The sequence below is a fragment of the Amycolatopsis sp. NPDC023774 genome (genome assembly GCF_040639695.1).
Classification (GTDB): domain Bacteria; phylum Actinomycetota; class Actinomycetes; order Mycobacteriales; family Pseudonocardiaceae; genus Amycolatopsis.
In genome coordinates this window covers 42,442-68,752 of record NZ_JBFAAJ010000004.1, presented here as the reverse complement: position 1 = coordinate 68,752, position 26,311 = coordinate 42,442, and the positions used below count along the sequence as shown (strand labels likewise).

At 71.7% G+C, this 26,311-nt stretch carries 29 protein-coding genes and 2 pseudogenes; 16 read left to right on the top strand and 15 right to left on the bottom strand.

Translation table 11 applies throughout. The features are described from left to right. Nucleotides 1–58 precede the first annotated feature (58 nt). Nucleotides 59–865, top strand: a complete 807-nt coding sequence (locus tag AB0F91_RS12545; protein ID WP_360597212.1) for a GNAT family N-acetyltransferase — start codon at nucleotides 59–61, stop codon at nucleotides 863–865. 44 nt (nucleotides 866–909) lie between these two features. Here the strand turns inward: AB0F91_RS12545 and AB0F91_RS12540 are convergent. After that, nucleotides 910–1,260: pseudogene (locus AB0F91_RS12540) on the bottom strand (MarR family transcriptional regulator); the annotation flags it as partial. A gap of 62 nt (nucleotides 1,261–1,322) precedes the next feature. Here AB0F91_RS12540 and AB0F91_RS12535 point away from each other — a divergent pair. Further along, the gene (locus AB0F91_RS12535) at nucleotides 1,323–1,607 is read left to right on the top strand and encodes a hypothetical protein (protein WP_360597802.1); all 285 of its coding nucleotides are present in this window, start codon (nucleotides 1,323–1,325) and stop codon (nucleotides 1,605–1,607) included. Next, complete coding sequence (locus AB0F91_RS12530) at nucleotides 1,604–1,807, top strand: hypothetical protein (protein ID WP_360597211.1); 204 nt, start codon at nucleotides 1,604–1,606, stop codon at nucleotides 1,805–1,807. The genes AB0F91_RS12535 and AB0F91_RS12530 overlap by 4 nt, the downstream gene beginning before the upstream one ends. A gap of 6 nt (nucleotides 1,808–1,813) precedes the next feature. On the opposite strand, the gene AB0F91_RS12525 is transcribed toward AB0F91_RS12530, so the two are convergent. Further along, a complete protein-coding gene (locus AB0F91_RS12525; RefSeq protein ID WP_360597209.1) occupies nucleotides 1,814–2,512 on the bottom strand; it encodes an NAD(P)H-dependent oxidoreductase in 699 nt (232 codons plus the stop codon). A gap of 70 nt (nucleotides 2,513–2,582) precedes the next feature. Here AB0F91_RS12525 and AB0F91_RS12520 point away from each other — a divergent pair, with 70 nt between their 5' ends. Next, complete coding sequence (locus AB0F91_RS12520) at nucleotides 2,583–3,566, top strand: helix-turn-helix domain-containing protein (RefSeq protein ID WP_360597208.1); 984 nt, start codon at nucleotides 2,583–2,585, stop codon at nucleotides 3,564–3,566. Between the two features lie 161 nt (nucleotides 3,567–3,727). Here the strand turns inward: AB0F91_RS12520 and AB0F91_RS12515 are convergent, their stop codons facing one another. The 9 genes and pseudogenes from AB0F91_RS12515 to AB0F91_RS12475 form a co-directional block, all read right to left on the bottom strand. Further along, nucleotides 3,728–4,567, bottom strand: a complete 840-nt coding sequence (locus AB0F91_RS12515) for an NBR1-Ig-like domain-containing protein (protein ID WP_360597206.1) — start codon at nucleotides 4,565–4,567, stop codon at nucleotides 3,728–3,730. Between the two features lie 68 nt (nucleotides 4,568–4,635). Beyond that, the gene (locus AB0F91_RS12510) at nucleotides 4,636–5,613 is read right to left on the bottom strand and encodes a hypothetical protein (RefSeq protein ID WP_360597204.1); all 978 of its coding nucleotides are present in this window, start codon (nucleotides 5,611–5,613) and stop codon (nucleotides 4,636–4,638) included. Next, complete coding sequence (locus tag AB0F91_RS12505) at nucleotides 5,610–6,839, bottom strand: MFS transporter (protein WP_360597202.1); 1,230 nt, start codon at nucleotides 6,837–6,839, stop codon at nucleotides 5,610–5,612. Before AB0F91_RS12505 ends, AB0F91_RS12510 begins: the two co-directional genes overlap by 4 nt. A 58-nt stretch (nucleotides 6,840–6,897) precedes the next feature. Next, a complete protein-coding gene (locus tag AB0F91_RS12500; RefSeq protein WP_360597200.1) occupies nucleotides 6,898–7,764 on the bottom strand; it encodes an alkaline phosphatase family protein in 867 nt (288 codons plus the stop codon). Nucleotides 7,765–7,914: 150 nt separating this feature from the next. Continuing rightward, on the bottom strand, nucleotides 7,915–8,517 hold the full coding sequence (locus tag AB0F91_RS12495) for a class I SAM-dependent methyltransferase (protein ID WP_360597199.1): 603 nt from the start codon (nucleotides 8,515–8,517) through the stop codon (nucleotides 7,915–7,917). Between the two features lie 85 nt (nucleotides 8,518–8,602). Next, the gene (locus AB0F91_RS12490) at nucleotides 8,603–8,929 is read right to left on the bottom strand and encodes a VOC family protein (RefSeq protein ID WP_360597197.1); all 327 of its coding nucleotides are present in this window, start codon (nucleotides 8,927–8,929) and stop codon (nucleotides 8,603–8,605) included. After that, nucleotides 8,926–9,075, bottom strand: coding sequence for a CopG family transcriptional regulator (locus AB0F91_RS12485; protein WP_360597195.1), 150 nt, complete (start codon nucleotides 9,073–9,075; stop codon nucleotides 8,926–8,928). The genes AB0F91_RS12490 and AB0F91_RS12485 overlap by 4 nt, the downstream gene beginning before the upstream one ends. Before the next feature lie 26 nt (nucleotides 9,076–9,101). Next, nucleotides 9,102–9,251 (bottom strand): annotated as a pseudogene (locus tag AB0F91_RS12480) (AraC family transcriptional regulator); the annotation flags it as partial. Between the two features lie 526 nt (nucleotides 9,252–9,777). Then, complete coding sequence (locus AB0F91_RS12475) at nucleotides 9,778–10,872, bottom strand: C40 family peptidase (protein ID WP_360597193.1); 1,095 nt, start codon at nucleotides 10,870–10,872, stop codon at nucleotides 9,778–9,780. 80 nt (nucleotides 10,873–10,952) lie between these two features. On the opposite strand from AB0F91_RS12475, the gene AB0F91_RS12470 reads away from it, so the two are divergent. The 6 genes from AB0F91_RS12470 (at nucleotide 10,953) to AB0F91_RS12445 (ending at nucleotide 15,172) form a co-directional block, all read left to right on the top strand. Further along, on the top strand, nucleotides 10,953–11,762 hold the full coding sequence (locus AB0F91_RS12470; RefSeq protein WP_360597191.1) for a biotin--[acetyl-CoA-carboxylase] ligase: 810 nt from the start codon (nucleotides 10,953–10,955) through the stop codon (nucleotides 11,760–11,762). A 100-nt stretch (nucleotides 11,763–11,862) separates the two neighbouring features. After that, nucleotides 11,863–12,456 carry a PH domain-containing protein gene (locus AB0F91_RS12465; RefSeq protein WP_360597189.1) on the top strand — a complete coding sequence of 198 codons (594 nt, stop codon included), beginning with the start codon at nucleotides 11,863–11,865 and terminating at the stop codon, nucleotides 12,454–12,456. A 1-nt stretch (nucleotide 12,457) separates the two neighbouring features. Further along, nucleotides 12,458–13,399, top strand: coding sequence for a hydroxymethylglutaryl-CoA lyase (locus AB0F91_RS12460; protein ID WP_360597187.1), 942 nt, complete (start codon nucleotides 12,458–12,460; stop codon nucleotides 13,397–13,399). Nucleotides 13,400–13,406: 7 nt separating this feature from the next. Next, on the top strand, nucleotides 13,407–13,970 hold the full coding sequence (locus tag AB0F91_RS12455; protein WP_360597186.1) for a GNAT family N-acetyltransferase: 564 nt from the start codon (nucleotides 13,407–13,409) through the stop codon (nucleotides 13,968–13,970). A 120-nt stretch (nucleotides 13,971–14,090) separates the two neighbouring features. Then, nucleotides 14,091–14,915 carry a TNT domain-containing protein gene (locus AB0F91_RS12450; protein WP_360597185.1) on the top strand — a complete coding sequence of 275 codons (825 nt, stop codon included), beginning with the start codon at nucleotides 14,091–14,093 and terminating at the stop codon, nucleotides 14,913–14,915. Next, nucleotides 14,912–15,172, top strand: coding sequence for a hypothetical protein (locus tag AB0F91_RS12445; RefSeq protein WP_220246333.1), 261 nt, complete (start codon nucleotides 14,912–14,914; stop codon nucleotides 15,170–15,172). The genes AB0F91_RS12450 and AB0F91_RS12445 overlap by 4 nt, the downstream gene beginning before the upstream one ends. A 69-nt stretch (nucleotides 15,173–15,241) precedes the next feature. On the opposite strand, the gene hisN is transcribed toward AB0F91_RS12445, so the two are convergent. Then, nucleotides 15,242–16,030 carry a histidinol-phosphatase gene (gene hisN, locus AB0F91_RS12440; protein ID WP_360597183.1) on the bottom strand — a complete coding sequence of 263 codons (789 nt, stop codon included), beginning with the start codon at nucleotides 16,028–16,030 and terminating at the stop codon, nucleotides 15,242–15,244. A 42-nt stretch (nucleotides 16,031–16,072) separates the two neighbouring features. On the opposite strand from hisN, the gene AB0F91_RS12435 reads away from it, so the two are divergent. The 3 genes from AB0F91_RS12435 to AB0F91_RS12425 all read left to right on the top strand — a co-directional run bounded on the left by AB0F91_RS12435 (nucleotide 16,073) and on the right by AB0F91_RS12425 (nucleotide 18,422). After that, nucleotides 16,073–16,774, top strand: coding sequence for a response regulator transcription factor (locus tag AB0F91_RS12435; protein WP_360597801.1), 702 nt, complete (start codon nucleotides 16,073–16,075; stop codon nucleotides 16,772–16,774). A 15-nt stretch (nucleotides 16,775–16,789) separates the two neighbouring features. Beyond that, the gene (locus AB0F91_RS12430) at nucleotides 16,790–18,073 is read left to right on the top strand and encodes an ATP-binding protein (protein WP_360597800.1); all 1,284 of its coding nucleotides are present in this window, start codon (nucleotides 16,790–16,792) and stop codon (nucleotides 18,071–18,073) included. Between the two features lie 154 nt (nucleotides 18,074–18,227). Continuing rightward, nucleotides 18,228–18,422 (top strand): hypothetical protein, encoded by a 195-nt coding sequence (locus AB0F91_RS12425; RefSeq protein ID WP_360597181.1) that lies wholly within the window; start codon nucleotides 18,228–18,230, stop codon nucleotides 18,420–18,422. A gap of 795 nt (nucleotides 18,423–19,217) precedes the next feature. Here AB0F91_RS12425 and AB0F91_RS12420 read toward each other — a convergent pair. The 3 genes from AB0F91_RS12420 to AB0F91_RS12410 are packed head-to-tail and all read right to left on the bottom strand — an operon-like array spanning nucleotide 19,218 to nucleotide 22,561. Next, nucleotides 19,218–19,742, bottom strand: coding sequence for a GtrA family protein (locus tag AB0F91_RS12420; RefSeq protein WP_360597180.1), 525 nt, complete (start codon nucleotides 19,740–19,742; stop codon nucleotides 19,218–19,220). Between the two features lie 37 nt (nucleotides 19,743–19,779). Continuing rightward, on the bottom strand, nucleotides 19,780–20,283 hold the full coding sequence (locus AB0F91_RS12415; RefSeq protein WP_360597178.1) for a GtrA family protein: 504 nt from the start codon (nucleotides 20,281–20,283) through the stop codon (nucleotides 19,780–19,782). 10 nt (nucleotides 20,284–20,293) lie between these two features. Beyond that, entirely contained in the window at nucleotides 20,294–22,561 is a 2,268-nt protein-coding gene (locus AB0F91_RS12410) for a sigma-70 family RNA polymerase sigma factor (protein ID WP_360597176.1), read from the bottom strand. Between the two features lie 265 nt (nucleotides 22,562–22,826). Between AB0F91_RS12410 and AB0F91_RS12405 the strand changes: the two genes are divergently transcribed. The 3 genes from AB0F91_RS12405 to AB0F91_RS12395 are packed head-to-tail and all read left to right on the top strand — an operon-like array spanning nucleotide 22,827 to nucleotide 26,262. Continuing rightward, on the top strand, nucleotides 22,827–23,669 hold the full coding sequence (locus AB0F91_RS12405) for a GGDEF domain-containing protein (RefSeq protein WP_360597174.1): 843 nt from the start codon (nucleotides 22,827–22,829) through the stop codon (nucleotides 23,667–23,669). Nucleotides 23,670–23,729: 60 nt separating this feature from the next. Further along, nucleotides 23,730–25,124, top strand: a complete 1,395-nt coding sequence (locus tag AB0F91_RS12400; RefSeq protein WP_360597172.1) for a glycosyltransferase 87 family protein — start codon at nucleotides 23,730–23,732, stop codon at nucleotides 25,122–25,124. Between the two features lie 7 nt (nucleotides 25,125–25,131). Then, nucleotides 25,132–26,262: a glycosyltransferase 87 family protein gene (locus AB0F91_RS12395; RefSeq protein WP_360597799.1), complete on the top strand. Its 1,131-nt coding sequence runs from the start codon at nucleotides 25,132–25,134 to the stop codon at nucleotides 26,260–26,262. The last annotated feature ends 49 nt before the right edge of the window (nucleotides 26,263–26,311 follow it).

Below are 26,311 nucleotides of genomic sequence, written 5' to 3'. Positions count from 1 at the left end.
AGCTACCGCCAGGTCGCTTCGCGTGTGGCGTACGCCTCCCCCGGCATAGGCTGGCGGCGTGCTTCCCGTCCGCCCGCTCGGGCCCGCCGACCTGTCCGCCTGCCTCGACCTCGGAGCCGACCGCGACTGGCCGCGGGAGCACCGCAAGTGGTCGATCCTGCTCGACGTCGGCCGCGGCTTCGGCATCGACGCGCCGGACGGCGGGCTCGCCGCAACCTCGATCCTGGTCGAGACGGGACCGGTCGCGTCGATCTCGATGGTCGTGGTCGCTTCCCGCTACGCACGCCAGGGCCTGGGCAGCTGCGTGACGTCGGAGGCCATCTCGGCCGCCGGCGACGCCACGGTGTTCCTGCACGCGAGTGACTTCGGGCTGCGGCTGTACAAGTCCCTGGGCTTCGTGGCCGACGGCGGCTGCGAAGGCCACATCGGCGTGCTCGCTGATGACGGCGGTCCGGTTTCGCGGCCGATCACGCCCGCCGACGTGGCTCGCGTGTACTCACTCGACGCCGGCGCGCAGGGCTTCGCGCGGGAGGCGTTGCTGGACCGGCTGCTGTTCGAGGCCGAGCACGTCCACGTGACGGACGACGGGTTCGCACTGGGCACAGTGCAGGACGGCGTGACGGTGATCGGTCCGGTGGTCGCGCCCGACGAGGAGCAGGCCCGGGCTTTGATCCGCGGCATCGCGCGTGCGGCCGGCGGACGGATCCGCGTGGACGTGGATCTGACCCGGACAGGCCTCTCGGAATGGTGTCGCGCTTCGGGACTGCTCCCGATCGCCCCGGCTCCCCGCCTGGTCCACGGCGGTAGGCCGCTGCCGGGCGACGCGGCGCGGAGGTTCGCGCCGTACAACCGCGCGCTGGGCTGAGTTCCCGAGGCGTCCGCGCCGGAGTCAGGTGGTTCGGACCGACGCATCGCGGCCGCCAGCGAGGGGTCGGCGCCCGCCTTGTCGAGCGCGGCCGTGAGAGTGGTGCGGTAGGTCTGCTCGACCTCGGCGTGCCGGGCTCGGCCTGCCTCGGTGATCACGGAGTAGACACCGCGGCGGTCGTCTTCGCAGAGATCGCGGACGCTCAGGCCCCGGTCCTCCAGGCGCGCGACCATGCGGCTCACCGAGCTCTGGTTCAGCCCCACCGCCTCGGCCAGCGACTGCATCCACAGCTCGCCCTTGGGGGCGGCCGCCAGCTTGCCGAGTGCGCGGTACTCGGACAACCCAAGGGGAGGGCCGATGAGCAACGACGAAGACGCCTGGGGCCGGCTGCTCACGCTCCACGCCCGGGTCGAGCAGGAGCTGACGAAAGCCTTGCAGCGCAAGCACGGCATCGACGCTGGCCCGACGTGCTGCGAGGGAGATCCCCCGGCAGTACGAGCAAGCGTCGATCCGGCTGCCGGAGGTGCCGCTGCCCGCGTTCGAGGACCGGCGCCACGGCTACGGCGAGCGCCCGGAGCCGGCGGGCAACGAGAAGGTGCTGATGGACGCGACGTTCGCGGCCACGGACCTGGTGATCGCCTCGCCGGTGTACTGGTATTCGGTGGCGACGAGCGTGACGCTGTACCTGGACTACTGGTCGGGGTGGCTGCGGATGCCAGGGGCGGAGTTCAAGCGCGGATGAAGGGCAAGACGCTGTGGGGCGTCAGCGTGCTGAGTGAGGGGTCCGAGCAGGCCGACCCGCTCGTGGGCACGTTGGCGAAGACCGCCGCGTACCTGGGCATGGACTGGGGTGGTGTGCTGGTGGGCAACGGCAGCAGGCCCGGCGACGTGCTGGCCGACGACGCTGCCATGAAGTCGGCCGTGTCTTTCTTCAGCGGGTAGGAAGCCTTAGCCGAGGTGAACGTCGAGACCTGAGCGGCCCGGCGCCACTTCGGGCCGCAGCACCAGGTGGCAGCCGTAGTCACCGCCGTTCTGCGGACGGAACGGAAGGGGTTCGGTGCACGCGAGGTCCCGCAAGCGGGTGCGCAGCGCCGAAACGGCCGAAGCGAAGGCGCACGGCGTCATCCGATCCGCGTCGTACACGGCGAAGGGCGGCAGGACCGACATGCCGGTGTAGAAGAGCGTGCCGTGCTGAAGGCCGAAGAGCAGGTCGGGCAGGGGGCCGTTGACGCCGCGCGGGCCGAGGGCGGGGGCGGGCGAGCCGGTGGTGACGACGACCAGGGCGCGTTTGCCGGCGAGGGCGCCTTCGCCGTAGCGGAGGGTGCGGCCGTCCGCGCCTCGCACGTCGTAGGCGTAGCCCTTCACGAAGACGCGGTCGAACCAGCCTTTCAGCATGGCGGGCATGCCGTACCACCAGAGCGGAAACTGGAAGACCACGACGTCGGCCCAGGTCAGCTTGACCTGTTCGGCCGCGACGTCGTCCGGAACCGCGGCGATCTCGTCGACGACCGGGTTCCAGTGCATGGCGTACAGGTCAGACTCGCGCACGTCGTGGCCGAGGGCGCGCAGCGTCGCCAGGCCCTCATCGCGCAGTCCGCCACCGAGGGAGTGCGGGTCGGGGTGGGCGAAGAGCCAGAGGACGTTCATGTCGTCAGGGTCGCTCGCGGGCCGAACCGGAAAAAGTGGCCCGATGGACAACCTGTGCAAGAATCGGGCCATGTCCGTTTTCCGGCACCCGGAGAGGCACCACGTGGCGGTGCTCGTGCGCCACGGCATGCTCGTGATGGAGCTCGGCATCGTGCACCGCCTGTTCGGCCAGGCGCGCTCGGCCGAGGACGAGCCGCTGTACGAGGTGGTCACGTGCACGCCCGAGCCCGGCGACGTCCGCACCGACTCCGACGTCGTCATCCCCGTCGCGGTGGGGCCGGAGGCGATCGACGAGGCCGACACAGTGGTGGTCCCGGCGTCGTCGCTCGAGTACGAACCGACGGGACGCGCGTACCCGCCGACGCTGGCCGGCGCCATCGACCGCGTCCGCCCCGGCGCCCGCATCGCGTCGATCTGCACCGGTGCCTTCGTGCTCGCGGCCGCGGGCCTACTCGACGGCCGCCGCGCGACCACACACTGGCGCTCGGCCTGCGAGTTCCAGCTGGAGTATCCGCGGGTGAAACTCGACCCGGACGTCCTCTATGCCGAGGACGGCAACGTCTTCACCTCCGCCGGCGTCGCGTCCGGCATCGACCTCTGCCTGCACCTGATCCGCCGCGACTTCGGCGCGGCCGTGGCCAACGAGGTCGCGCGCGGCACGGTCGTGTCGCCGCACCGGGAGGGTGGGCAGGCGCAGTTCATCCGCCGCCCGGTGCCCGAGCCGCAGACCGCGTCGACGGGCGCCGCGCGGGCGTGGGCGCTGGAGCACCTCGACCGGCCGCTGACGCTGCGTGACCTGGCTTCGAAGGAGGCGATGAGCGTGCGCACGTTCACGCGGCGCTTCCGCGAGGAGGTCGGGATCTCTGCGCTGCAGTGGCTCACGCAGCAGCGCGTGGAACGCGCGCGACAGCTGCTGGAGGAAACGGACCTGCCGATCGAGCGCATCGCGGCCGAGTGCGGCTTCGGCACGGCGGCGTCGTTGCGCCAGCACCTGCAAAGCGCACTCGGGGTTTCGCCCAGCGCCTACCGGAGCACGTTCCGCCGCACGGCGTGAAATCGGCGGTCCGTGGGGCACCCTTCGCCCGGGCCACCCCACGGACCGACCCCCAGAATCCGTCGAAGACGGGGAAGAGACGCCTTCGCTGCGATCCATTTTCCGGCGGGCGCGGGGGTGTTCGGTACCGACCTGACCAGGTCTTACAGAATCTGACAGCGTCAGGGGACCACGGTCACCAGCACGTACACCGGACGCTTCGTCGAGAAGAACTCCGTGCCTGCCGCGTCGACCATCTTCCAGCCGATCCAGCAGCGGCCCGGCGCGTCCGACGCGGTCACCGGCACGCTGACCATCACGTGCTCGCCGGGCGCGGTGTCGCCGATCAGCACGCGGTCGGGTGTGCGGCAGGTGCCCGGCGCCGGCGGCAGGTCCATGCGCTGCAGGTAGCGCTCGTGCCAACCGACCGAGCCCGCGTTCTCGAGCTCCCACACCTTCTGCACGGTCACGCCGACGTGCACCGCCGTGCCGTCGGGCACCGTCACGTCGGCGATGAACTTGGTGTTGTCGCCCGGGATGCGGGCGCTTGCGTCACCCGCCGGGGTGCTCAGCTTGCCGGGGATGACGAACGCGGCCACCGCCGCCAGTACGGCGACCACAGCAACGGCCACGACCAGGGCGTTCCGTCGGGTAGCGCGCTTGCGCGGCGGGGGCGCGAGGCTGACACCTTCGACGCCCGGCTCGGCAGCGGTCGGCTCAGCAGGGTTCGGCTCGGACGTGCCGAGCCGGGCCACGGCGGCGGGTTCCGGCACCGGCGGCACGCCCTTGAGCTCCACCCACCGTGCCCGCCACGGCTCTTCGTCCGCGCCGCACGCCTTCACGAACTCCCGCGTGGTCTCCCACGACGGGAACCGCGTGCCCTTCACCGCCTCGTGCAAGGTGGTGTGGGAGATGCGGCCGGAGCGCTCGGCCATCTTGCGGAACGACGGGTTGCCGGCGCTCGCGCGCAGCGCGGCCAGCTCCGCGGCGAGCACGTCGGCCGGGTCCGGCTCCGCGCTCATCGGTCTCCCTGGGTGTCAGATCCGCTGCTGAAGGACAAGTCTGACACCCGTCGGGGTCCAGGCGACGATCAGCCCAGCGCGGCCGGCGACTCTGCGTCCGGCACGAGCACGCGCGCTACGCCGCTGCCGTCGGCGGGCACGGTCCAGACGTCCGAGTGTTGGGTGCCGCGCGGAATGGCGTACGCGACGGAGCGCTCGTCGAGCCACGCGGCCTGGTCGTCGACGCTGCGGGTCTCGGCCAGCGGCGTCACGCGGCCCGTCGCCAGGTCGAGCACCGACAGGCGCCAGCCCTTCGCGGGGTCGTCGTCGATGGCCGACTTGAACGCGATACGCGTGCTGTCCGGCGACAGCGACGGGCACTCCACGTTCTCCCGGATGGACACGATCGTGTGCGCCCGGAAGTCGCCGCGGACGAGGTAGCGGTGCCCGGCCGTGGACATCGTGGCGTAGAAGGTGTGGTCGTCGCGGGTGAACGTGACGCCCCAGAAGTTGAGGTCCACGGCCTGGTACGGCTTGCCGTCGAGCGTCACCGCGAAGTCCTCCAGCGTCGGCGCGAGCTCGCCGGTGCGCGTGTCGAGGATGCCGGCACGGGTGGAGAACACGCCACCGTTGTAGGAGTCTCCGGTGACGAACACCGTCCACGCGACCAGGTTGCCGCTCGGCGAGACGCGCGCACGGTTGGGCAGGCCGACCAGCGGGATCTCGCGCTTCGACATGAGCCCGGAGTCGAGCACGGCCAGCTGGTAGGTGGTCAGATCGCCGTCTTGGCGCAGGCACAGGCCGGTGCCCGCGGCGGCGTAGACGCGCGCGCAGGTCACCGGCGACACCGCGCGCGGGCCATCCGGGTCCACCGCCGACACCGTGACCACGTGGCCGCGCGAGGCGTCGGCCGTACTGCGCACGAGCAGCCGCGGGCCGGGAGCCAGGGACACCGCGCCGGTGGCCGCGACGTCGCGGTTGCGCGCCGCCGCCATCCCGACGTACACCGCCGCCGCGGCGACCAGCATCACGATGCCCGCCACCGCGACCAAGATCCGCGTTTTCATCGCGCCTTCCGAAGGAGTCCGAACGTCACCACGATCGCGAGCACGGCCGCGCCGGCCGCCACAGCCATCGACGGCACGATGCCCCACACCTGCCACGCCAGCCCGAACAGCGCGGACGAGACGAAGTACGCCACCGCCTGGCCGGTCTGGATGAGCGAGATGCCCGTGGTTCTCAGGGCTTCCGGCAGCACCGGTCCCGCCAGCGCCATCAGCACGCCGTCGGTGGCCGCGTAGAACGCGCCGTAGAGCGCGAGCGAAAGCACCACCAGCGGCCAGCCCGACACGGGTCCGGCCAGCAGCAGGTAGACCACGACCAGCGCGCCGTAGCCGCAGAGCACCACCGGCAGCCGCCCGAACCTGTCGGCCAGCGAGCCCAGCGGCGCGGCCAGCACGAGGTAGGCGAGGTTCGTGCCCACGGCCAGCAGCGGGAACCAGCCCGTGCCGATGTCCTCGCGGCGCTGCAGCAGCAGGTAGACGAAGCCGTCGCCGATGGTCGCCATGCCGAGCACGCACGCGGCGATGAGCAGCCGCCGCAGGGGCGCCGATTTCAGCAACGCTGCCGCCGCACGAGGGGACACCGTGCCCGTGGCCGGGCGCGGCGTGCGGTGGTCGCGCACGAAGAGGATCAGCAGCAGCACGCCGATCGCCGCGATGCAGAAGCTGGTGACGAACACGGCGTCGAACGCGTCGGTGCTCGAAGCGCCGACCAGTGCGAGCACGCCCAATGCCACGAGCGGTCCCGCGAACGCACCGGCGCTGTCCATCGCGCGGTGCACGCCGAAGGCGCGTCCGAGCATGTCCTGCGGCGCCGACAAGGTGATCAGCGCGTCGCGTGGGGCGGTGCGCAGGCCCTTCCCGGTGCGGTCGGCGGTGATCACCGCGCCGATGGCGCCCGCCGACGCGCCGGCCGCGACGAGCCCCAGCTTCGCGACGGCCGAGATCGCGTACCCGATCCCGGCGATGGTCTTGCGCCGGCTCACGCGGTCGGCGAGGTAGCCGCCGACGAGCCGCAGCAGCGCCGTCGCGCCGGTGTACAGGCCGTCGACCAGGCCGTAGATCGCGGGGCTCAGGTGCAAGCTGAGGACGAGGTAGATGGGCAGCACCGCCGTGACCATCTCCGAGGAGATGTCCGTGACGAGGCTGACGGTGCCGAGGGCGAGCACGTTCGCGGCGATCTTCCCGCGAGAGACCTTGTGCTCGCTGCGGCCGATGGTGGAGAGGTACACGGGGGCGCCCTTCTGGAGACCGCGGGTGCGTCTGCAGGGGACACACCCGCGGCGGGAATCACTGCCAGACGTCGAGGATCGGCGACTTGCTCGCCGCGCCCGCGATCCCCGGCAGGCCGTAGGAGGCCTCGATGGTGCGCAGGACCGTGTAGTGGTTGATGGATTCGGAGTAGCTGCCCGGCTTCACGTGGGCGCCGACGAACGTGGTGTAGATCTGGTTGACCGAGGTGCCGCTGTCCTCGTCGAACGTGACGATCAGCAGGCTGTTGTGCGTCTTGGCCCACTGCGCGTACGAGTCGAGGTGGCTCTTGAGCCAGGTGTCACCGGTGCCGATCGAGCAGTCGTGCATGTCGTTGCACATGTTCGGCGTCACGAACGAGACGGTGGGCAGCTGGGTGTAGTCGGTGGGGAAGGTGGAGTAGCGGACGTTGCTGGCGGCCGGGACGTTCGAGAAGTCCACCCAGCTGTTGTGCTTGCGCATGTAGGTGCCGCTGGAACAGCCGGTGTAGCCGTCCGACGGCATGGACTCCGAGTAGCCCTTGAACGACTTGCCGGCGCCGATCAGCTGCTGGCCGAGGTTGGCCTTGCTGCCGAGGTTGGCGGGGCAGGTGTCGGACGTGACGCCTTGGGTGGCGCCGGAGAACAGGGCGACGTAGTTGGGCTGGCTGGGGTGGGTGATGGCGAAGGAGCTGGTGAACTTCGCTCCCTGGGTTGCCAGGGAGGTGAAGTACGGGGCGGCCGACGAGGTGATGGACGAGGCCTTCTTGTTCTCGAACATCACCAGCACGATGTGGTCGAACGCCGGTACGGCCGCGGCGGCGTTCGCCACGTCCGGTTCGGCGGTGGTGGTGACGGCCGCCGTCACCATGCCGGCCGCGGCCAGCGTCGCCGCGGCGAGCGCGGCCACGATCCGCTTGCGGATCATGAGTCCTCCTGGGTCGGGGGGAAGGGCGACTCATGATGCGGACGCCAGCGGGCCGGGGTGTGCCCGGTTGGAGTCCGGCGCGTGGTCGGAAAATGAACAACAAGGGGGTGGAGTAGCGCATTCGTCCGGTTGGCGCGGTGTGTGGCCGGATCATTCCCGGGCGATGAGGAAGTCCTCTCCGGTGGACGGCCACAGCCCGTCCGCGCGGCCGGCGGAGTACCGCTCGGCCAGGGCGGTTCCGGAGACGTGGCGGACGTCGGTGAATCCCGCGTCTCGGGCCATCGCCTGCATTTCCTCCGGGCGGTAGAAGCTGACGAACGGGGTGCCGGCGGCTTTCGCGCCGTCCCGGCTTGTGCGCGGGCCGGGGCGGTCGGTGGGGCCGAGGAGGTCCTGGGGCAGCAGGAAGGTCATGGCGAAGGTCGTGCCTTCCGCCAGGCCGGCGATGGCGCGCAGGGTTTCCGCGGTCGTGGCCTTCGACAGGTACCTGCTCACGCACGTGGACGCGAACACCGCGGGTTGCGCCGGCTCGAAGCCTGCGCTTTCGAGTTCGGCGGGCCAGGACTGGCCGGACTCGAAGTCGACGGGCACCAGCGTCGGCAGCGGATGGCCGAGGGCTTGCCGGCGCTCGCGTTTCCACACCTGGGTGCCGCGTTGGTCGACCTCGAAGACGGTGGTCTTTCCGGGGTGACGCTGAGCGAAGGAATCGAGGCCGGCGCCGAGGACCACGCACAGGCTCACGCTTCGTTGCAGCACCAGCTCCTAGGCAACCACCGGCGAGATCGCGCCGGCTCAAAGGCGATCTCGCACGCCCCGGCGGAGCCGGGGCAGACAACACAGCTCACGCCTTAAGCGTCCACAAGCGACCGTCGGGATCGCGCACAGTCATCTCTTCGGTGCCGTAGTGCGTGGGTTGGTACGGGTTCACGACCTCGACGTCCGGGCCCGGTTCGGCTGCGCCGGGCGCCTTGAGCACGAGCCGCGTGCGCGTCTCCTGTGTCTCCGGCACCTCGGCGATGAACACGGACGGCCCCCGCTTGCCGCGGAACTGCCCCGAGTGGTGGTCGGTCTCGAACTCCAGCTCGAACCCCAGCGACTGGAAGAACTTCGCGGCTTTGCCCCAGTTGTGCGTTTCGAGAACCACAGTCTCGATGCCTTCGGTGGTCATTCGCCCTCCTGTCCGAGGTATTCGCGCAGCGCCTCTGCGACCAGCGCGGACAGCGACGAGCCCGTCTCGATCGCGCGGATCTTCACCTGCTTGATCAGGCTGACCGGCAGGTACACGTTGAACTGCTTCACGTCCTCGTCGCCCACGCCCGCGAGGATAGCATGCTAGCAAACTAGCCGGCAACGGCCCGCCGCCAGTCCGACGGGCTGGCGCCGCGGGCGCGCTTGAACGCCACGCTGAACGCGAACGCATCGGTGTAACCGGTCTCGCCGGCGACTTGGGCGATGGTCTTTTCCGTGTCCCGCAACAGATCCGCGGCCAGCGCCCGTGGCGCTTGTGCTCCGCGCGAGCCGCCCCGCAGCCCTCGCCATCGGGCAAGGTGCGAAACACGGTCAGCACTGCGCCCAGCAACCATCGGTCGTGCTCGGACGGGACCGGACGCGGCTGCCCGGCCGGCTCCTCCCAAGCCAGGACGTGCCCCGGCACCTCACCGTCGATCGGCGCGCCTCGGTGTGCCGCCGCCGGTACACGCGGCTGTCGGCGCGAGCACCGGCACTGCCTTCGTCCCGCACGCCCGGCACACGTCTGATCCCACCGAGCTCCCTGAGCGTGGCCGCTGCCTCGTCGTCGGTGGTGCGCCGAAGCGCGTCGTGCCGATGACCGGAGGCAGCCAGCACGTCCTCGTCGCATCCGTCACCCTCGGCAGGGGGAGACACCCGCGTCCGTCAGGAACATCCGGTCGGCGTTCACCCGTGCGTAGGGCGCGAGCGGATCGGCTCAGCGCATTCCTGGCTGTGCACGGCGAAAGGCTGACCGAGCCGTCGCCAGGACGGCTGAAGTGACGGTGATCAGGCCGGGCGGCCCGCACCGGCGTAGTCGTCGCCTCGGGAGTGGTAGGTGTGGATCTGGATGGCCTGGCCCTCCGTGGGCGCGTTGATCATCAGGCCGTTGCCCAGGTACAGGCCGACGTGGTGGATGCGCGTGGCGGGTGAGCCGTAGAAGACGAGGTCGCCCAGCTGGGGTTCGCCGGTGACCGGGGGCAGGGCGCGGAACTGGCTGTCGGCCGTGCGGGGCAGCGCGACGCCGGCGCTGTCGTACGACGCCTTCGTCAGCCCGGAGCAGTCGAAGCCCGCGGCCCCCGCGTCGGGGCCGTTGCCACCCCAGACGTAGGGGAGGCCGAGCTGGCCGAGGGCGAAGCGGGTGGCTCGGACGGCCGGGCTGTGCGCCTTCGCGGGGTCGAGGGACAGCGTGGCGTAGAGCTGCGCGTTGCCGAGCACGCGCTGACGGAACAGCTCGCTGTCCTTGCTCGCGTACGCGGCGATCGACTTCCACCAGCCGGCGCCCGCGGACAGGTCGGCGCCGCCAGCGCACAGGGCGCGGCCCGCGGCGACCGACGCGGAGCTGGGGTCGGTGAGAGCCGGCTTGTCGATGCCGGGGATCTTCGTGCCGTACTTCTTCCACGCCCCCGGCGAGAGGCCCATCGGGTTGTCGCCATGGCGGCCGTGGTCGGAGCCGGCCTCGCCGACGCCCGCGAGCGTCACCCACGAAAGGTGGCAGCCGGGGTCTTCAGAGCGCAGCGCAAGTTCGCCGTTGGCGTAGCCGATCAGCGCGTCGGCTGGGATGTCGAGGGGGCCGGCGAGCGACTCGGCCCACTGCTGCAACGGCGTCTTGCCGCCACCGCCGGAGGCGCCCTGCCCGGGTTCCTGCGCCGCGACGGGCGCGCTCACCTCGAGCACCGACGGTCCGGCCTGAGCCGTGGCGGCGGTCGCGACGGGAGTCTGCGGGACGGGTTGGTCACGGTCGGCCACCAGCCAGCCCGCGGTGACGAGGCCGGCCACGAGCGGCAGCGCGACGAGTCCACGGTGGAACGCACCGCGCGCCCAGGACTTGGGCACGGCTTTTGGATCGGGCACAGCGCTGTGCTCGGGGTCAGGCGGCGTCACGGCGTCCAATCTAGAAGAGCGCACCTCTGCATAACGAGCGAGTCGCTTGCACGTTAGGGGGACTCTCATATTCTGGGCACATGTCTGGCATGGACGCAGCGCGACTGCGGGATGGGCTCGGCGACCGGTACTCCCGGGTGGACGTGGTGGAGACCACCGGTTCCACCAACGCCGACCTGCGGGAAGCCCTGGAGAACGGGGCCGCGGACCGCACAGTGCTGCTCGCCGAGCAGCAGACCGCGGGCGTCGGCCGGCGGGCCCGCTCGTGGAGCTCGCCGAAGGGTGCCGGGCTGTACTTGAGCGTGGCGCTGCGGCCCGCGGGGGTCCCGTTCTCGGCGCTCGGCTCACTGTCCGTGGTGGCGGGGCTCGCCGTGCGCGGGGTCGCCGCCCAGTTGGGGGTCGACGCCGTTCTCAAATGGCCCAACGACGTGCTCGCCGGACCCGAGCGCGCCAAGTGCGCGGGGATCCTGGCCGAGGCCGTCGCGGGTGGCGAACCGGCGGTCGTGCTCGGCATCGGCCTCAACGTGCTGCCGCTCGGCGAAGACGTGCCGGCCGGTCCGGGCGGGCTGCCCGCGACGTCGCTCGCCGAACAAGGCGCCACCGATCCCGACCGCACCGAAGTCGCGCTCGCCCTGCTCACCCGCCTCGACGACCTCGAGCGCCGCTGGCGCGCCACGTTCGGCGACCTCACCGCGGCCGGCCTGCTCGACGACTACCGCGCCCACTGCGCCACGCTCGGCCAGGACGTGCGGGTCGAGCTGCCCGGCGACCGCGCGCTCACCGGCCGCGCCGCCGACCTCGACGCGGCCGGGCAGCTCCTGGTCGACGCCACCGACGGCCGTCGCGTGACCGTGTCCGCCGGCGACGTGGTGCACGTGCGCCCGGCGTGACTTCAAACGCGGTGTCCGGGCGCCGCGGGCCGCCTCGCGCCGGTACGGTGAGTCGACCAGCGCAGACACAGCACAGGCACACACCAGGGGAGCGTCCGCCGTGGCCTATCCGGACGATTTGCTCAGCCAGAACGAGGAAGTGGTGGTGCACAGCCACCCGCATTTCAAGATGCTGATCTTTCCGTTCGTGGCCTTCGTGATCACGATCGCGGCCGCCGTCTGGCTCATCCTGCTGGCGCAGGACGCGACGGCGCCGTGGAACAACGTCGCGATGATCGCCATCGGCGTGGTGGCGCTCGTGCTCGTGGTGTGGCTGTTCCTCGCGCCGCTGGTGCGCTGGCGGACCACGCACTTCATCGTGACCACCGACCGGCTGATCGCGCGCGAAGGCGTGGTCAAGCGCACCGGCATCGACATCCCGATGTCGCGCATCAACAGCGTCCAGTTCGAGCACGGCCTGCTGGACCGGGTGTTCGGCTGCGGCACGCTGATCATCGAGTCGGCCTCGGACGAGCCGCTGAAGTTCGACGACATCCCCCACGTCGAGCGCGTGCACACGGTGATCTACCGCGAGGTCAACGACAACCCGTACGACGACTACCGCGGCGCACCGGGGCCGGGTGGCCGGGGTGGTGCCCAGGACACCGAGCCGCTGCCGCCGACGAACCACCCGCCGCGCGGACGGCGGCGCTGACGTGGGCGCCCGCGAAGTCGGCCTGCCCGAACGGGTCCCCGCCGAAGGCCTGCCCCAGCGCGTGACGATCTGGGAGGTCGGTCCACGCGACGGTCTGCAGAACGAGTCCGCCGTCGTCCCGGTCGAGGTGAAGCTGGAGTTCCTCGACCGCCTCGCACGCGCCGGCCTCACCACGCTCGAGGCGACCAGCTTCGTGCACCCGAAGTGGGTGCCGCAGCTCGCCGACGCCGAACAGCTGCTCGCCGGCCTCGACCGCCGCGAAGGCGTGCGCTACCCGGTGCTCGTGCCCAACGAGCGCGGCCTCGACCGCGCGCTCGACGCCGGCGTCTCCGACATCGCGATCTTCGCCAGCGCCACCGAGACGTTCGCGCAGAAGAACCTGAACTCCACGCTCGACGAGCAGTTCGCGATGTTCGAGCCGGTCGTCACGCGGGCGCGCGCCGAGGGCCTGGACGTGCGCGGCTACCTGTCGATGTGCTTCGGCGACCCGTGGGAAGGCGTGGTGCCGGCCGAGCAGGTCGTGCGCGCGGGCAAGCGGCTGCTCGACTTCGGCTGCTCGCAGCTGTCGCTGGGCGACACCATCGGCGTCGCGACCACGGGCCAGGTCACCCGGCTGGTCCAGGAATTCGAGAAGTCCGGAGTGGACGTTTCCACGCTGGCGGTGCACTTCCACGACACCTACGGCCAGGCCCTGGCCAACACCGAGGCCGCGTTGCGCGCCGGGGTGTCCACCGTGGACTCCTCGGCCGGTGGCCTCGGCGGCTGCCCGTACGCCGAATCGGCCACGGGCAACCTCGCCACCGAGGACCTCGTGTGGCTGCTGGAAGGTCTCGGCGTAGCGCACGGCGTGGACCTCGGCCGGCTCGTGGAGACGAGCGTGTGGATGGCCGGCCGGCTCGGCCGGCCATCTCCTTCGCGAGTCGTGAACGCCCTCGCGGGCTGACTTCCCGATGCCCGAGTTCGTCCCGCTCGACACAGCGTCGTGGCCGCTGTTCGAGCGGCTGTTCGGGCCGGGCGGTGTGCAGGGCGGCTGCTGGTGCGCGTTCTTCCGCCTGACCGGCCCGGAGTTCAAGGCCGCTGGGCCCGACGGACGCAAGGCGCACGTGCGCGGCGAGGCCGGGTCCGGCGTACCGCTGGGTCTGCTCGCCGTGGTCGACGGCGAGCCGCTCGGCTGGGTCGCCGTGTCGCCGAAGCCGGACAACCCGCGCCTGGCGCGCTCTACCGTGGCGGCTTCGGCCGAACCCGGGAACGTCTGGGCGCTCACGTGCTTCTACGTCGATCGCCGCGGCCGTCGGCAAGGACTGGCGGCGGAACTCCTGCACGCGGCCGTCGAGTACGCGGCGGAGCGCGGCGCCGATGTCGTCGAGGGCTACCCCGTGGCTGCCGGCGACCGGCCGCCCGCGGATCTTTACCACGGCACCCTCGGTCTGTTCACGCGCGCGAATTTCGAGGTCGTCGAACGACGCGGAGCGGCGCGGGCGTTGGTGAGGCGGAAGATCGCCCGCGCCGGATAAGGTGGAATCACCACCTTGTCCGGCGCCGCGCGGAAGTTCCCCCTATCGGGGAATTGTGTGGAACCGGCTGGCGCGGCGGACGTCTTTCCTGAAGCCGGAGCAACCGAGAAGAGGGTGTCCGTGTCCGAACACGCCGAACCGGTCGACACCGACTTGGCCACCGGGCCCATCCGGCTGCCCGCGCAGTACGGCGGTTTGCTCGACGGCGGGTTCGACGACGTCCCGACGCCCCCGACCGGCACCCGCCTCCCGCCCGCACAGCCGGCGCCGCGCCTGCCGTTTCCCGGGCGGCCGCACAACCAGGTCTTCCGCGGGCCCGTGCCGTACCCGGCGCCCGCCCCGCCTCCGCCGATGGGCGCGCTGCGCACCGAGCGCGAGAGCGTGCTGGCGTTGTTCCTGGTCCACATGTTCCCGATCGGGCACCTGCCCGTGGCCGCCGGCCGCCCCGCGGTGCAACTGCCGTTGCCGGACAACGGGTCCGGGCCGTTCGACCACCCGGAATCGGCGCTGCTCGACGACACCGCGACGCTCGAGTACGTCTCGCGCGGTCTCCGTCGCACGCCCGCGCCGCCCGCCGATTCGCAGCCCCCCGCCGCGCTCTTCGAGGGCTACGAGCCGGGCGCCGAGGACCCGGCGTGGCCACCGGTTCGGGAAGAAACCGCCGTGGTACTCCCGGAAAACACGCTGCTCGACCGCTTCGGCGACGAACACGGCCGCCTCTTCGCCGCCGACGGCACGCCGTTCGCGCAGCGCTCGCTGCCCGAGTCCGCGCGCCACGCCGGCTATCGGCGCTACCGCGTGGTGAAGCCGGTGCCGATGTGGACCTCGACCGCGCCGGAGTGGTTCGGACAGCCGGGCGGCGGGATCCGCTACCGTGCCGTGCTGGCCGCCGACGAGCTGGTCACCCTGGGGTTCCTGGCCGACGTCACGCGGGAGGCGCGATGAACACGCAGTCGATCCGGCGCTGGCTCGACCGGCTGGGTGTGCCCGCGGAGGTCGTCTCCGTCGGCACCGAGGCCGACAACGCGTGGTGCCTCATGCCGGCCGACGACGAGGGCTGGGAAGTCTTCTGGCGCGAGCAGGGCAACCGCTACGACTGGGCGCGCTTCACGTCCGAGCAGGTCGCCTGCCACTACCTCTTCGGCCGCCTCGCGTGGTCGCAGGTCGCGCGCGGCGCCGTCGGCGTGCTGCCCGGACACTGAACCGCTCGTGAGCGGCGGGGCGAACCGCCACTCACGAGCCTGTCGGAGCAGGCACCGGAGCAGGCCGGCTCAGCGCTTGAGCACAGCCAGCGCGGCGTCGTGCAGCGCGCCGTTGCTCGACAATGCCGAGCCGCCCTCGTAGGTCGCCGCGCCCGTGAGGTCGCTGAACCGCCCGCCGGCTTCCGTCACGAGCACCTGCGCGGCCGCGACGTCCCACGGGTTCACGATGCACTCGGCCGCGAGATCCAGCGCGCCTTCCGCGACGAGGCAGTGCTGCCAGAAGTCGCCGAACGCGCGGCTCTCCCAGCAGGCCTCCGTCAGGGCGAGGTACTTCTCGCGGGAGTGGTACTCGCTCCACGTGTTGAGGTCCGTCGTGGAGAGGTACGCGTCTTCCAGCGAAGCCACGGCCGACACCGCGAGCCGCCGCACACCGGCGGCGTCACTGCCGTACGCACCGTCGCCGCGCGAAGCCCACCAGCGGCGGCCCAGCAGCGGCGCGGTGATCATGCCGACGACGGGCGAACCGTCCTCGACCAGCGCGATCAGCGTGGCCCAGACCGGCACGCCGCGCAGGAAGTTCTTGGTCCCGTCGATCGGGTCGAGCACCCACGCGCGGCCGCTCGCGCCGGCCGTACCACCGCGTTCTTCGCCCGCGACGGCGTCGCCGGGCCGCTCTGTGGCGAGGATCGCACGGATGGCGTCCTCGACGGCGGTGTCCGCGTCGGTCACCGGAGTGCGGTCGGGTTTGCGGGACACCGAGAGGTCGAGCGCGCGGAAACGCGCTGTGGTGATCGCGTCGGCGGCGTCAGCCAGCCGGGTGGCAAGGGTCAGATCATCCTCGTAGCCAGGCACGGTCACGATGGTTTCACGGGTGTTCGCCGTAAGGTTGGCGAGGTGAGCATGGTCCTACTTGCCGAAGACGACCCCACCATCGCCGAGCCGCTGTCCCGCGCGCTCCAGCGAGAGGGGTACGAGGTCGAGGTCGTCACCGACGGACCGGCGGTGCTGGGCGCCACCTCGGCCCACCGCGTCGACCTGCTCGTGCTCGATCTGGGCCTGCCCGGCATGGACGGGCTGGAGGTGTGCCGCAGACTCCGCGCCGGCGGCACCGAGCTGCCGGTGCTGATGCTCACCGCCCGCACCGACGAGGTCGACTTCGTCGTCGGGCTCGACGCGGGGGCCGACGACTACGTGGCCAAACCGTTCCGCCTGGCGGAGCTGCTGGCCCGCATCCGCGCGCTGCTGCGCCGCCGGGTGCCGGAGGTGCTCGAGTCCGGGGGTGTCCGCATGGACCTCGGCGCGCGGCTCGTCACGGTCGACCTGCACGAGGTACAGCTGGCGAACAAGGAGTTCGAGCTCCTGCGCGTGCTGATGAGCCGCGCGGGCCAGGTCGTGAGTCGCGACGAGATCCTCGCCGAGGTGTGGAACGACCTGGAGTCGAAGACGTCGAAAACGCTCGACATGCACATGTCCTGGCTGCGGCGCAAGCTCGCCGTCGCGGCCGACGAGGCGGCCGGGCGCCCCGCCAAGTCCACCCACTCCGACGGCGAACGGCGCATCGCGACCGTCCGCGGTGTCGGCTTCCGCTTCAACGTCGAATAGCGCCGCGCGATGAGCATGCGCCGCCGCATCCTGATGGCGATCCTGCTGGCCGTGCTCGTGACCGCGGCTGTGCTCGGCATCCCGCTCGGCGTCACGGCCTGGCGGCTGGTGGAGAACCTCAACCGCGAGAGCCTGGCCGAACGCGCGCGGGTGATCGCCGCGACCGTCGACACCCAGGTGGCCAACGGCGACGACATCGACATCCAGCAGTTCCGCGTCGGCGTGCCGCACGGCGGATTCCTGGAGGTCCGCGGCGACGGGCTCATCGAGAAGCACCTCGGTGTCAACCCCGGGCCCGACCCGGTCGTGGAGATCGTGCCGACGGCACGCCACGGCGAGGTGGTCCTGTCGATCCCGAGAGGTCCCGTGCGCACGAAGCAGACGCAGGTGACGCTGCTCGTGGTGCTCCTGGTGGTGCTGTCCGTCGGCACCGGCGCGGTCGTGGCGACGGTGACGGCGCGCCGGCTGGCGAAACCGTTGCGGCACGTCGCGGACCGCGCGTCGCGCCTCGGCGGCGGCGACTTCCGGCCCGACCCGGGTCGCTACCGCGTGGCCGAGCTGGACATGGTCGCGGAGGCGCTGGACACGTCGGCCTCGGCGTTGGCGCAGCTCGTGCAGCGGGAGCGGCAGCTCGTCGGCGACGTCTCGCACCAGCTGCGCAGCCGGCTCACCGCGTTGCAGCTGCGGCTGGAACCGCTGACGGTGCACGGTGACCCCGACGTCGTCGAGGAGTCGCGCGCCGCGCAGGAGCAGGCCGACCGCCTGGCCGAGGCTCTCGACGAGCTGCTCGCCGCCGCCCGCGCGGCCCGCGAGGTGGACGCCGAGCCCGTCGACCTGCACGCGACACTGCCGGAGGTCGCTGAGGAGTGGCGGCAGCTGCTACGCGTCGAGGGCCGCAACCTGCGCCTGAAGATCGCCGACGGCCTCATGGCCCGCGCGACCCCGGGCCGCCTGCGCGAGGTCATCGGCGTCCTCCTGGACAACGCCCTGCGCCACGGCGCCGGCACCGTCACCCTCGCCGCCCGCCGCGGTGAGTCCGACGCGACGGTGGTCATCGAGGTCGGCGACACCGGCTCCGGCGTGCCCGACGAGCTCGCCCCGCACATCTTCGAACGCGGCTTCTCCGGCGGCGGCTCCACCGGCGTCGGCCTCGCCCTGGCGCGTGCCCTCGTCGAAGCCGACGGCGGCCGCCTGGAGCTGTCCAACAAGCGGCCGGCGATCTTCAGCCTGTTCCTGAAGGTGCCCCGCCCGGACGACGTCGGCGAGGTCCGCTGGCCGGCGGAGCCGGTGCCGCGCTAGCCCGAGCGGCGCGGGTACCGGCCGAGGTGGCCGCTCGCTTCGCCTTTTCGAGCCGCGAGAAGCCGTTCCCCACCAGGCCCGCGACGCCGATCTGCGCGCCGTCGCGGAGCTCGGCCTTGCCGACGGCGGTCCACCGGGTGCCGCCGATGCGCTGGTGCGCGTAGGCGAGATCGGCCACTTGACCGTGCGCGTGCCGATCGGTTTGGAGGAACCCGCCTTCGTGCGGTCGGAACTCCTTGTCGCCGTGCCGCAGGTCGCGAGCCCCGACACTCACGCCGCCCGCCGGCACGGCGAACGCGAGAGCGGGCAGCGCCGCGTAGCCCCCGATCGGCACCACGTCGTCGCCTGAGTCGTCGGCGAGCGCCGTGCCAGAGCACGGCTGGGAACCCGGCCTTGCCGACCACCGTGGCCCACCGCGCGACCCGGCGCCGCCGGTGTCGGCCCGCCGTGCGGTGGACCGACACCAGCGCACCCAGCTCGGCAGGACCGGGGTTCGTTTCCCTGACCCCGGCGATCTGCAGCACCTGCCGGCGGCGAAACGCCCAGGACGAGCGGATCTTCACGACGGTGTACCAGGACATGCCGACCGGCCAGATCGCGCCGATGAGTACGTACCCGGGCACGACAGGATCCGGTCCACCTCGCGCCCCCTTTCCGGAGGCGGAGGCCGGGGCCGCGGCCGGGACCGGCCCCCGGCTCGCTCACCCGGCGAGTTCCCTGGCCCCATCGGCGAACGTCAACGGTCTGCGGCCCAGCAGCCGTTGCACCGTGTCGAACACGACCTCCTCCCGGCCGGCCGGCTGGCGTTTGAGCTCGACCGAGCCGTCGATCGCCGAGGCGGCCGGCCCAGGGCGAGCAGGCGCGCACGGGCGGCGGGTTCGGGCTCTTCGCGACGTGCACCAGGGCCGACGCGGGGTCGCCTTCGGGGACGTACACGGCGCCGTCCGTGCGGGCGGAGTGGAGCCAGGCGAGGGTGATCGGGTCGGTCTGTCCGAAGTGGACGCCTGTGGTGGACAGCTTGACGAGGTGAGCGACGCCGGCGTGCGGGAACGAGGGCGCGGCCGACCTTGCCGGTGCGGGCGGCGTCTAGAAGGAACAACGGCAAGCATGACTTCGGACAAGTGCATGTCTGCGAGCAACCAATTCACCGCGGCAAGCGCGTGACCTGCTCACGTCGACGTTCGCCCAGCTCAGCCGGGAAGACCCACTTCTTGAAGCCCCAGAACCGGAACACCATCGCCAGCAGCATGCCGATGATCGAACCGCTCGCGAAGTCGGCGAGCTCCTGCACGAACCTCGAGACGAAGGGCTCTTCGAGGTGCAGCACGTACCGCGAGACGTACAGCGGAATCAGGTTCACCACCACAGCCACACCGCTGATCACGAAGAACAACGCGGCCTCGTGGGTCCGCTCGCGGCCGCCGCGGGTGCGGAAGGACCACTCACGGTTGAGTACGTACGACACGATCGTGGCCACGATGATGGCGATGGCCTTCGCGGTCGTCGGCTTCGACTCGAGGACGCTCAGCTTGAGCAGGTACCAGACGCCGTTGTCGACCACGAAAGTCGTCCCGCCGACGATCGCGAACTTCAGCATCTCCCGGTGCTTGATGAGCACCGAGCGCAGTGGCTCCGGCGTGCGGGCCAGCACGGTCTCGACAACGGTCACGCCCGCCAGTTTAGAGAACCCGAGGTCATCGCGGGTGTCAGGCGGCCTTCCGGTCGGGAATGTCCGCATCGTCCGATGACCTCACCGCGCGCAGGCGGGCACCCTCCGTGGGGAACACCCACTTCTTGAAGGCCCACCAGCGGAACAGCGTGCCCAGCAGCGTCCCGAGGATCATGCCGCTCACGAAGTCGGCGACCTCCTGCCCGAGCAGCGTGAGGTGCGGCATCTGCAGGTCGAGCACATAGCGTGAGATCCACTGCGGCAACGCGTTGAGCCCCAGCGCGACGCCGCTGATGAGGAAGAACAGCGCGGCCTCGTGGGCACGTTCGCGGCCGCCGCGCGTGCGGAAGGACCACTCGCGGTTGGCGACGTAGGAGAAGATCGTGGCGATCAGCACGCCGATGATGAGCGCCGTGACGGGGTTGCTCCGCAGCACGGTGAACTTCAGGACGTAGGTGATCGCCGTGGTGATCAAGAAGCTGATCCCGCCGACCACGGCGAACCGCAGCAGCTCGCGGTGCTTCGCCAGGAACCCTCGCACCTGGGCGACGCTACCCCCTGAGCCAGTCGAAAAAGCCGCGGGGCTCGATCGACGGCGGAGTCTCGCCGGGTTTGCCGGAGTTGCCGCTTCCCGGTGTCGGAGGCGCGCTCGTGGTGGTCGGCGGCGTGCTCGGCGGGGTGGTGGTGACCGGCTCCGTCGGCTTCGCGGGCGGGGTGCTCGGCGGGGTCGGTTTCCTGTGCGGAGGCTTCTTCGACGAGCTGGACGATTCGGGGGTTTCCGAGGTCGTCGTCGAGGAGGAAGACGGCGTCGGCGGGACTCCGGTCGTCGGGTACGGCACGTCGCAGATGCCGAGCCAGCAGCCGAACGACACCTTGGCCTGGTGCGTCGCCTTGCCGAGCGTCGCGTTCACCGTCACGGCCGCGTTGTGCGCCGGGCGGCCCTTGAGCCGCACCCACAGGTTCACGTGCTGGCCGGGCGCGAGCGCGCCGCGCGTGGTGCACGTGGCGCCCGTGTCCGTGGAGTGGCACGGGAATCCGCTGAGGCTCCACGACTGGTACAGCGCGTGGTCGAAGGTGACCGTGACCGGCTTCGTGGTGTCACCGGTGTTGCGGACACGGACGTAGACGAGCGGGTTGCGCGTCCACGGGAAGGCCGAGAGCCCGTCGGTGTCGGCCTGCAGCGCGAGCAGGTCGGGTGGCGACTTCACGGTGACCTTCACGCTCACGGCGACCTTGATCGTCGCACCCGCCGTGACCGAACCCGTGACGGTGCCGCCCTGCGCGGAGTCGTCGGCCTGCAGGCGGAAGGTGAGCACCGCGGTCTGACCGGGCTGCAGGCCGGAGCCCGTTTTGCACGTCACGGTGCCGGTGCCGCCTGGGCAGTCGACGCTGAGCTGGGTCGGTTCCGGCGTATCGGCCTGGCGCGAGAACCCGCTCACGGCACCGCCGCCACCCGCGGGCACCGCGGACACACCCGGCGGCAGGTTCAACGCGACCTGGACGGGGTCGGACGGGCTGCTGCCGTCGTTGCGGACCGTGATCGGCAGGTTCACCGGCCCGGCGCCGGGCTGGAGTTCGAGATCACCCGAAGGAGTGGTCGCCGACATCTTCGCCGCTGCGGGTGTCGCCGGCGGAGGCGGTGCCGCGGGCGGCGCGGCGGGCGGCGGCTGGACGGGTGGGGGCTGGACGGGCGGGGGCGCGGGGACCGCGGGCGGTGGCGCTTGCGGGGGCGCGGGCGGGGCCGGCGGTGCGAGAGGCGCGGGCTTGGCCGGCGGCACCGCGGGCGCGGCGGCCGGCGGCGGGACCTGCGCGGCCACGGGGATCTCCTGCGGCGAGCCGGCCGCGGCCAGCGCGACCGCCACTGCCGCCACGATGGCGGCGCCCGAAGCCGCGACGCCCGCGAACTGCCGGGGCGCGGAAGCGGCGGCCGCGGCGCCGGCCTTGGCGCCACCCGCCGCGGCGGCGCCGGCACCGACGGCGGCACCCGCCGTGGCCGCGCTCGCCTTCGCGGCGCCGATCGTCGCGAGGTAACCCAGCGCGGCGCCGCCCAGCACGATCGGGGCGATGATCGCGCGCAGGCCGCCGTTGATGTCGGCGAGCTCGGCGGCCAGACCGCGGCAGTCCTCGCACTCGTCGAGGTGGCTCTCGACCTGGGCCCGTTCGCGTTTGGACAGCCCGTCGCGCGTCCACGCGCCGAGCCGCTCGGCGGTGGCGTGGCAGCGTTCGGCGGCGGTTTCCTGCAGGTGGACCTGCAGGTACGCCTGGCGCAGACCCTCGCGGGCGCGGTAAGCGAGGGCGGACACGCCGTTGGCGGTCAGGCCCAGCAGCGGCGCGACCTCGGCCGGGCTCTGCTGCTCGATCTCGGTGTGCCAGAGCACGGCCTGCCAGCGTTCCGGCAGCCGCGCGAACGCTTTCGCCGCCAGCGTGCGCTCGAGCCCGGCCACGGCGGTGTCGGAGAACGGGACAGTGAGCGCCTCGCCGACCGCGCCACCGACGTCGCTCATGTCCTCGTTGAGGTCGACGCGGCGGTCGCGGCGGGTCTTGTCGTACGCGGTGTGGCGCAGGGCGGTGAGGAGGTACGCGCGGAACGCCGTGTCCGGACCTTTGCCGCCGCGCAGCGTCTCGAGGACCTTCGAGAAGGCTTCGGACACGAGGTCGTCGGCCTCGGAGCTCGAGCGCGCGAGCTGGCGGGCGAGGTTGTGGGCGGCGCCGCTGTGGCGCTCGTAGAGGGGCCCGTAGCTGGCGATGTTCCCTGAGCGGACCTCGGCGATCAGCTCGGCGTCGCTCTTACCGGACAGATCGGCGGGAACGGTGGACACGGGGCTCCTTTATCTGGCGCACGCGGCCTGGCCAGCCACGATCTACCTCTCTAACGCGAGCACAGTGTGACGGACGCGGCGATACGCGTCACCTCGTGGTCGGCGTGTTGACTCCGTCGGCGCAACAAGTTCACCCGGGTCTCGGGTGTGTCGCTGCGGCGGCCCTGCGAAAAAGACCCCGGAACGCCGTCACGCGGACGGCGGTGTCACGTCCCCTGAGTGGAGCACGACAAGATCGACATCGACCGGGAAGGAGCGGTGGCCAGTGGACGTACCGGCGACCGGGGCACTGTCCGGTCCCGCCGGCGAGCAGGAGTCCCGCGCCCGGTTCGACCGGGACCGGCACCTGCGCGCCCTGCGGGCCAGATGGCGCACCGCCAGTCTCGCCGCGGGGTGGCGCTTCCCCAGCGATTGGGCACTGCCCGAAGTGGACGCCGTGTGCGCCGCCGTGGTCCGCCACGGCGCGACAGGCGCCGAAACGGCGCTGGCCGGCCTCGGCCGCGCCCGGGCCGCCGCGGGCGCGAACCTCGCGGAGACGCTGTCCGACCTGGCCGCGTTGCACGCCGTGCTCGCCGACCCGGAGGCGGTCGACGGCTTCGTCTCACCGGACGTCGACGCCACACCCGCGCGGCTACTGCGTGTGACCGCGCTGGCGTGGGCGGACGTGGCGACGGACCAGTTGGTGCACACGGAGGTGACCGACCCGTTGACCGGGTTGCCTTCCGCCGCGTACCTGCGGACGCGGCTGGCGGAGGTCTACCGGGCGAGCGCCGCGGACGAGCACGTGCTGCTGGTGGTGGCGATGGACCTGACCACGGTGTCCGGCTGGCCTCGTCTCACGGGGATGATCCTGGTGGCCGAAGCGTTGCGCGCGGTCTTCGACACCGGCGAGAGCCATGCGACGCTGGGGCCGTCGGTGGTCGCCGTGCTGTGCCGCCGGGACGGCCGGCTGGCTTCGCAGGGGGTGGCTTTGCGCCGGGCCCTGAACGACCGGCTGTCGGTCGACGCGCAGCTTCGGGAGGTCAACCGGCCGCGCGTCTCGGCGGTCCGCCTGCCCGCTTCGCACGACGGCGCGTGCGACTTGCTGGCGGAACTCGCCCGGAGCTGACGCTGGGCCGCGGCCCGACCCATCGGGCCTGCTCCGGCGCGTTCATGATTTCCTGGTGTGGTGACCAGGACCGTACCCTCCGCCGTCGACGGCGAAGTTCCGGTGAGCGCTGCTCAGCCTCGCCTGGCCCTGCGCAAGTCACTCGCCAGGCTGTCGGTGCGGCCGCGCTCGATCCTGATCTTGTCGGTGATCCCGCTGGTCGCGATCGGCGTCGGGATCTGGGGCTGGACGCACGAGTGGGGGCTGGGCGTCGACAGCGCGGTCTACCGCGGCGGTGCGCTCACGCTGCTTCGTGGGGACTCGCTGTACGACACCAACACGCTCTCCACCGAACCGTTCTGGGCGATGCTGCCCTTCACGTACCCGCCGACGGCCGCGTTGTTCTTCGTGCCGCTGGCGCTCGTGCCGACGCAGGTGGCGTGGGGGTTCCTGACGGCGGTCTCGCTGAGCGCGCTCGCCCTGTCGGTGCGGATCTCGATCGGCGCACTGCCGCGGCCGGAGGAGGACGGCCCGCGGTGGTGGGCCTCGCCCGCGCGGTCGACGATCGTGTTCTTCGTGGTCTTCCTCGGCCTGGAGCCGGTGTGGCGCACGATTTTCCTCGGTCAGATCAACTTGATCCTGATGGCGCTGATCCTGCTGGACATGCTCGTGCTCGGCGCGCGCGGCAGCCGGTGGGGCGGGGTGCTGGTGGGCATCGCGGCGGCGATCAAGCTGACGCCGCTGGTGTTCCTGGGCCACCTGTTCATCACCGGCCGCCGCAAGGACGCGCTGCGCGGACTCGCGACGTTCGTGGTCCTGCAAGGCCTCATGTTCGTGATCAACTCGCACGACGCGTTCAAGTACTGGACCTCGACACTGCCCGACACCGGCCGGATCGGGCCGGTGCACTGGGCGGGCAACCAGTCGCTCAACGGGCTGATGAACCGAGCCACCGACCTCGCGCCGTGGGCGTCGAAGGCCGCGATGGGCCTCGGGCTGCTGCTGGCGATCCCGGCGTTGTGGCTGCTGATCCGGTTCCACCGAAAGGGCCAGGCGCTGGCCGCGGTGCTGGTCACAGCGTTCTGGACACTCCTGATGTCGCCGATCTCGTGGTCGCACCACTGGGTGTGGGTGGCGCCGCTGATCGTGCTGCTCGTGTCGCGTCTGCCGAAGACGACGCCCGCTACCGCGTGGAAACGGTGGCTGGGCACGGGGCTGGTGGCGTTCGTGTTCGTCAGCTGTGTGCTGCTGATCCTGCCCAACGGCCGCAACGTGGAGCTGCACTGGAAGGTGTGGCAGAACGTCCTCGGCGACGCCTACATCCTGACGCCGGTGGTGCTCGGGGTCGCGTTGATCCTGCGGTGGGGGCTGCAGCGGAGGGCGCGCGGTCGTGCCGCGGGCTCGGGGCCGGATTCGGATTCCGGTTCGGGCTCAGGGGAGGCCACGGACCGTGCCGACGCCACGCCGGCTCACTGACCCGCGCCTGCTGGCGCTGCCGTTTCTCGCACTCGTTCTCGGAGCCGTCGTCTGGCTCACCCACCGGCACCTCGGCGCCGACAGCGCCGTCTACCGCGCCGGCCCGCTGACCCTGCTCAAGGGCGAGCCGCTCTACACCACCGGCGACCTCACGACCCTGCCCGACTGGGTCCGCCTGCCGTTCACCTACACCCCCGCCGCGGCCGCGTTGTTCCTGCCGCTCGCCCTCGTGCCGGGCGGGCTGGTGTGGGGTGTGGTGACGGTGTTGTCGGTGGTGTCACTGACCGTGGTGATCGCGGTCGTCGCGCACCCCTCGCGCTGGTGGCTGTTCGGCTGCACCGCGTTGTCACTGGCGCTGGAACCGGTGTGGAAAACACTGTTCCTGGGCCAGATCAACCTGATCCTGATGGCGTTCGTGGTCGTCGACGTCCTGGTGCTCTCGCTGCGTGGCTCACGCCGGGCGGGCGTGCTGATCGGTGTCGCCGCGGCCATCAAGCTGACGCCGCTGATCTTCGTACCGCACCTGTTCTTCACCGGCCGCTGGAAAGACGGCCTGCGCGCACTGGCGACCTTCGTCGGCCTCGAAGCGGTCATGTTCGCCGTCATCCCCCACGACGCGTGGTTCTTCTGGACGAAGTCCGCCACCGACCCGAGCCGCGTCGGCTCGGTCACGTGGATCTTCAACCAGTCGCTCAACGGCCTCGTCAGCCGCGCCTCCGCCCTCGCCCCGTGGTCGCTCGCGGTGGCCGTCGGCGTCGGCGCGGTGCTCGCCGTGCCCGCCGTGTGGCTCGTGATCCGGCTGCACCGCCGCGGCGAACCGGTGGCCGCCCTGCTCGTGACGGCGTTCTACGGTCTGCTGCTTTCGCCCGTTTCCTGGTCGCACCACTGGGTGTGGGCGGTGCCGCTCATCGCCCTGCTCGTCACCACGGGCCGCCTCTGGTGGGCCCTCGCGGCCGCGGCCCTGTTCGCCTCGGAAGTCGTCATGCTCGTCCCGAACGGCGCTGACGTGGAGTTCACGTGGGGCCTGGGCTGGTCGATCCTGGGCAACGCCTACGTCGTCGCGGCGGCCTGCACGATCGTCGGCCTGGCAGTGCGCGAGCTGCGGCTGAGTTCTCCGGTGGCGAGGCTGGCGAAGTAGCCTCGCCGCTCCCCAGCGTCGAATCCGCGTCGTACAGTGGAACGACTGC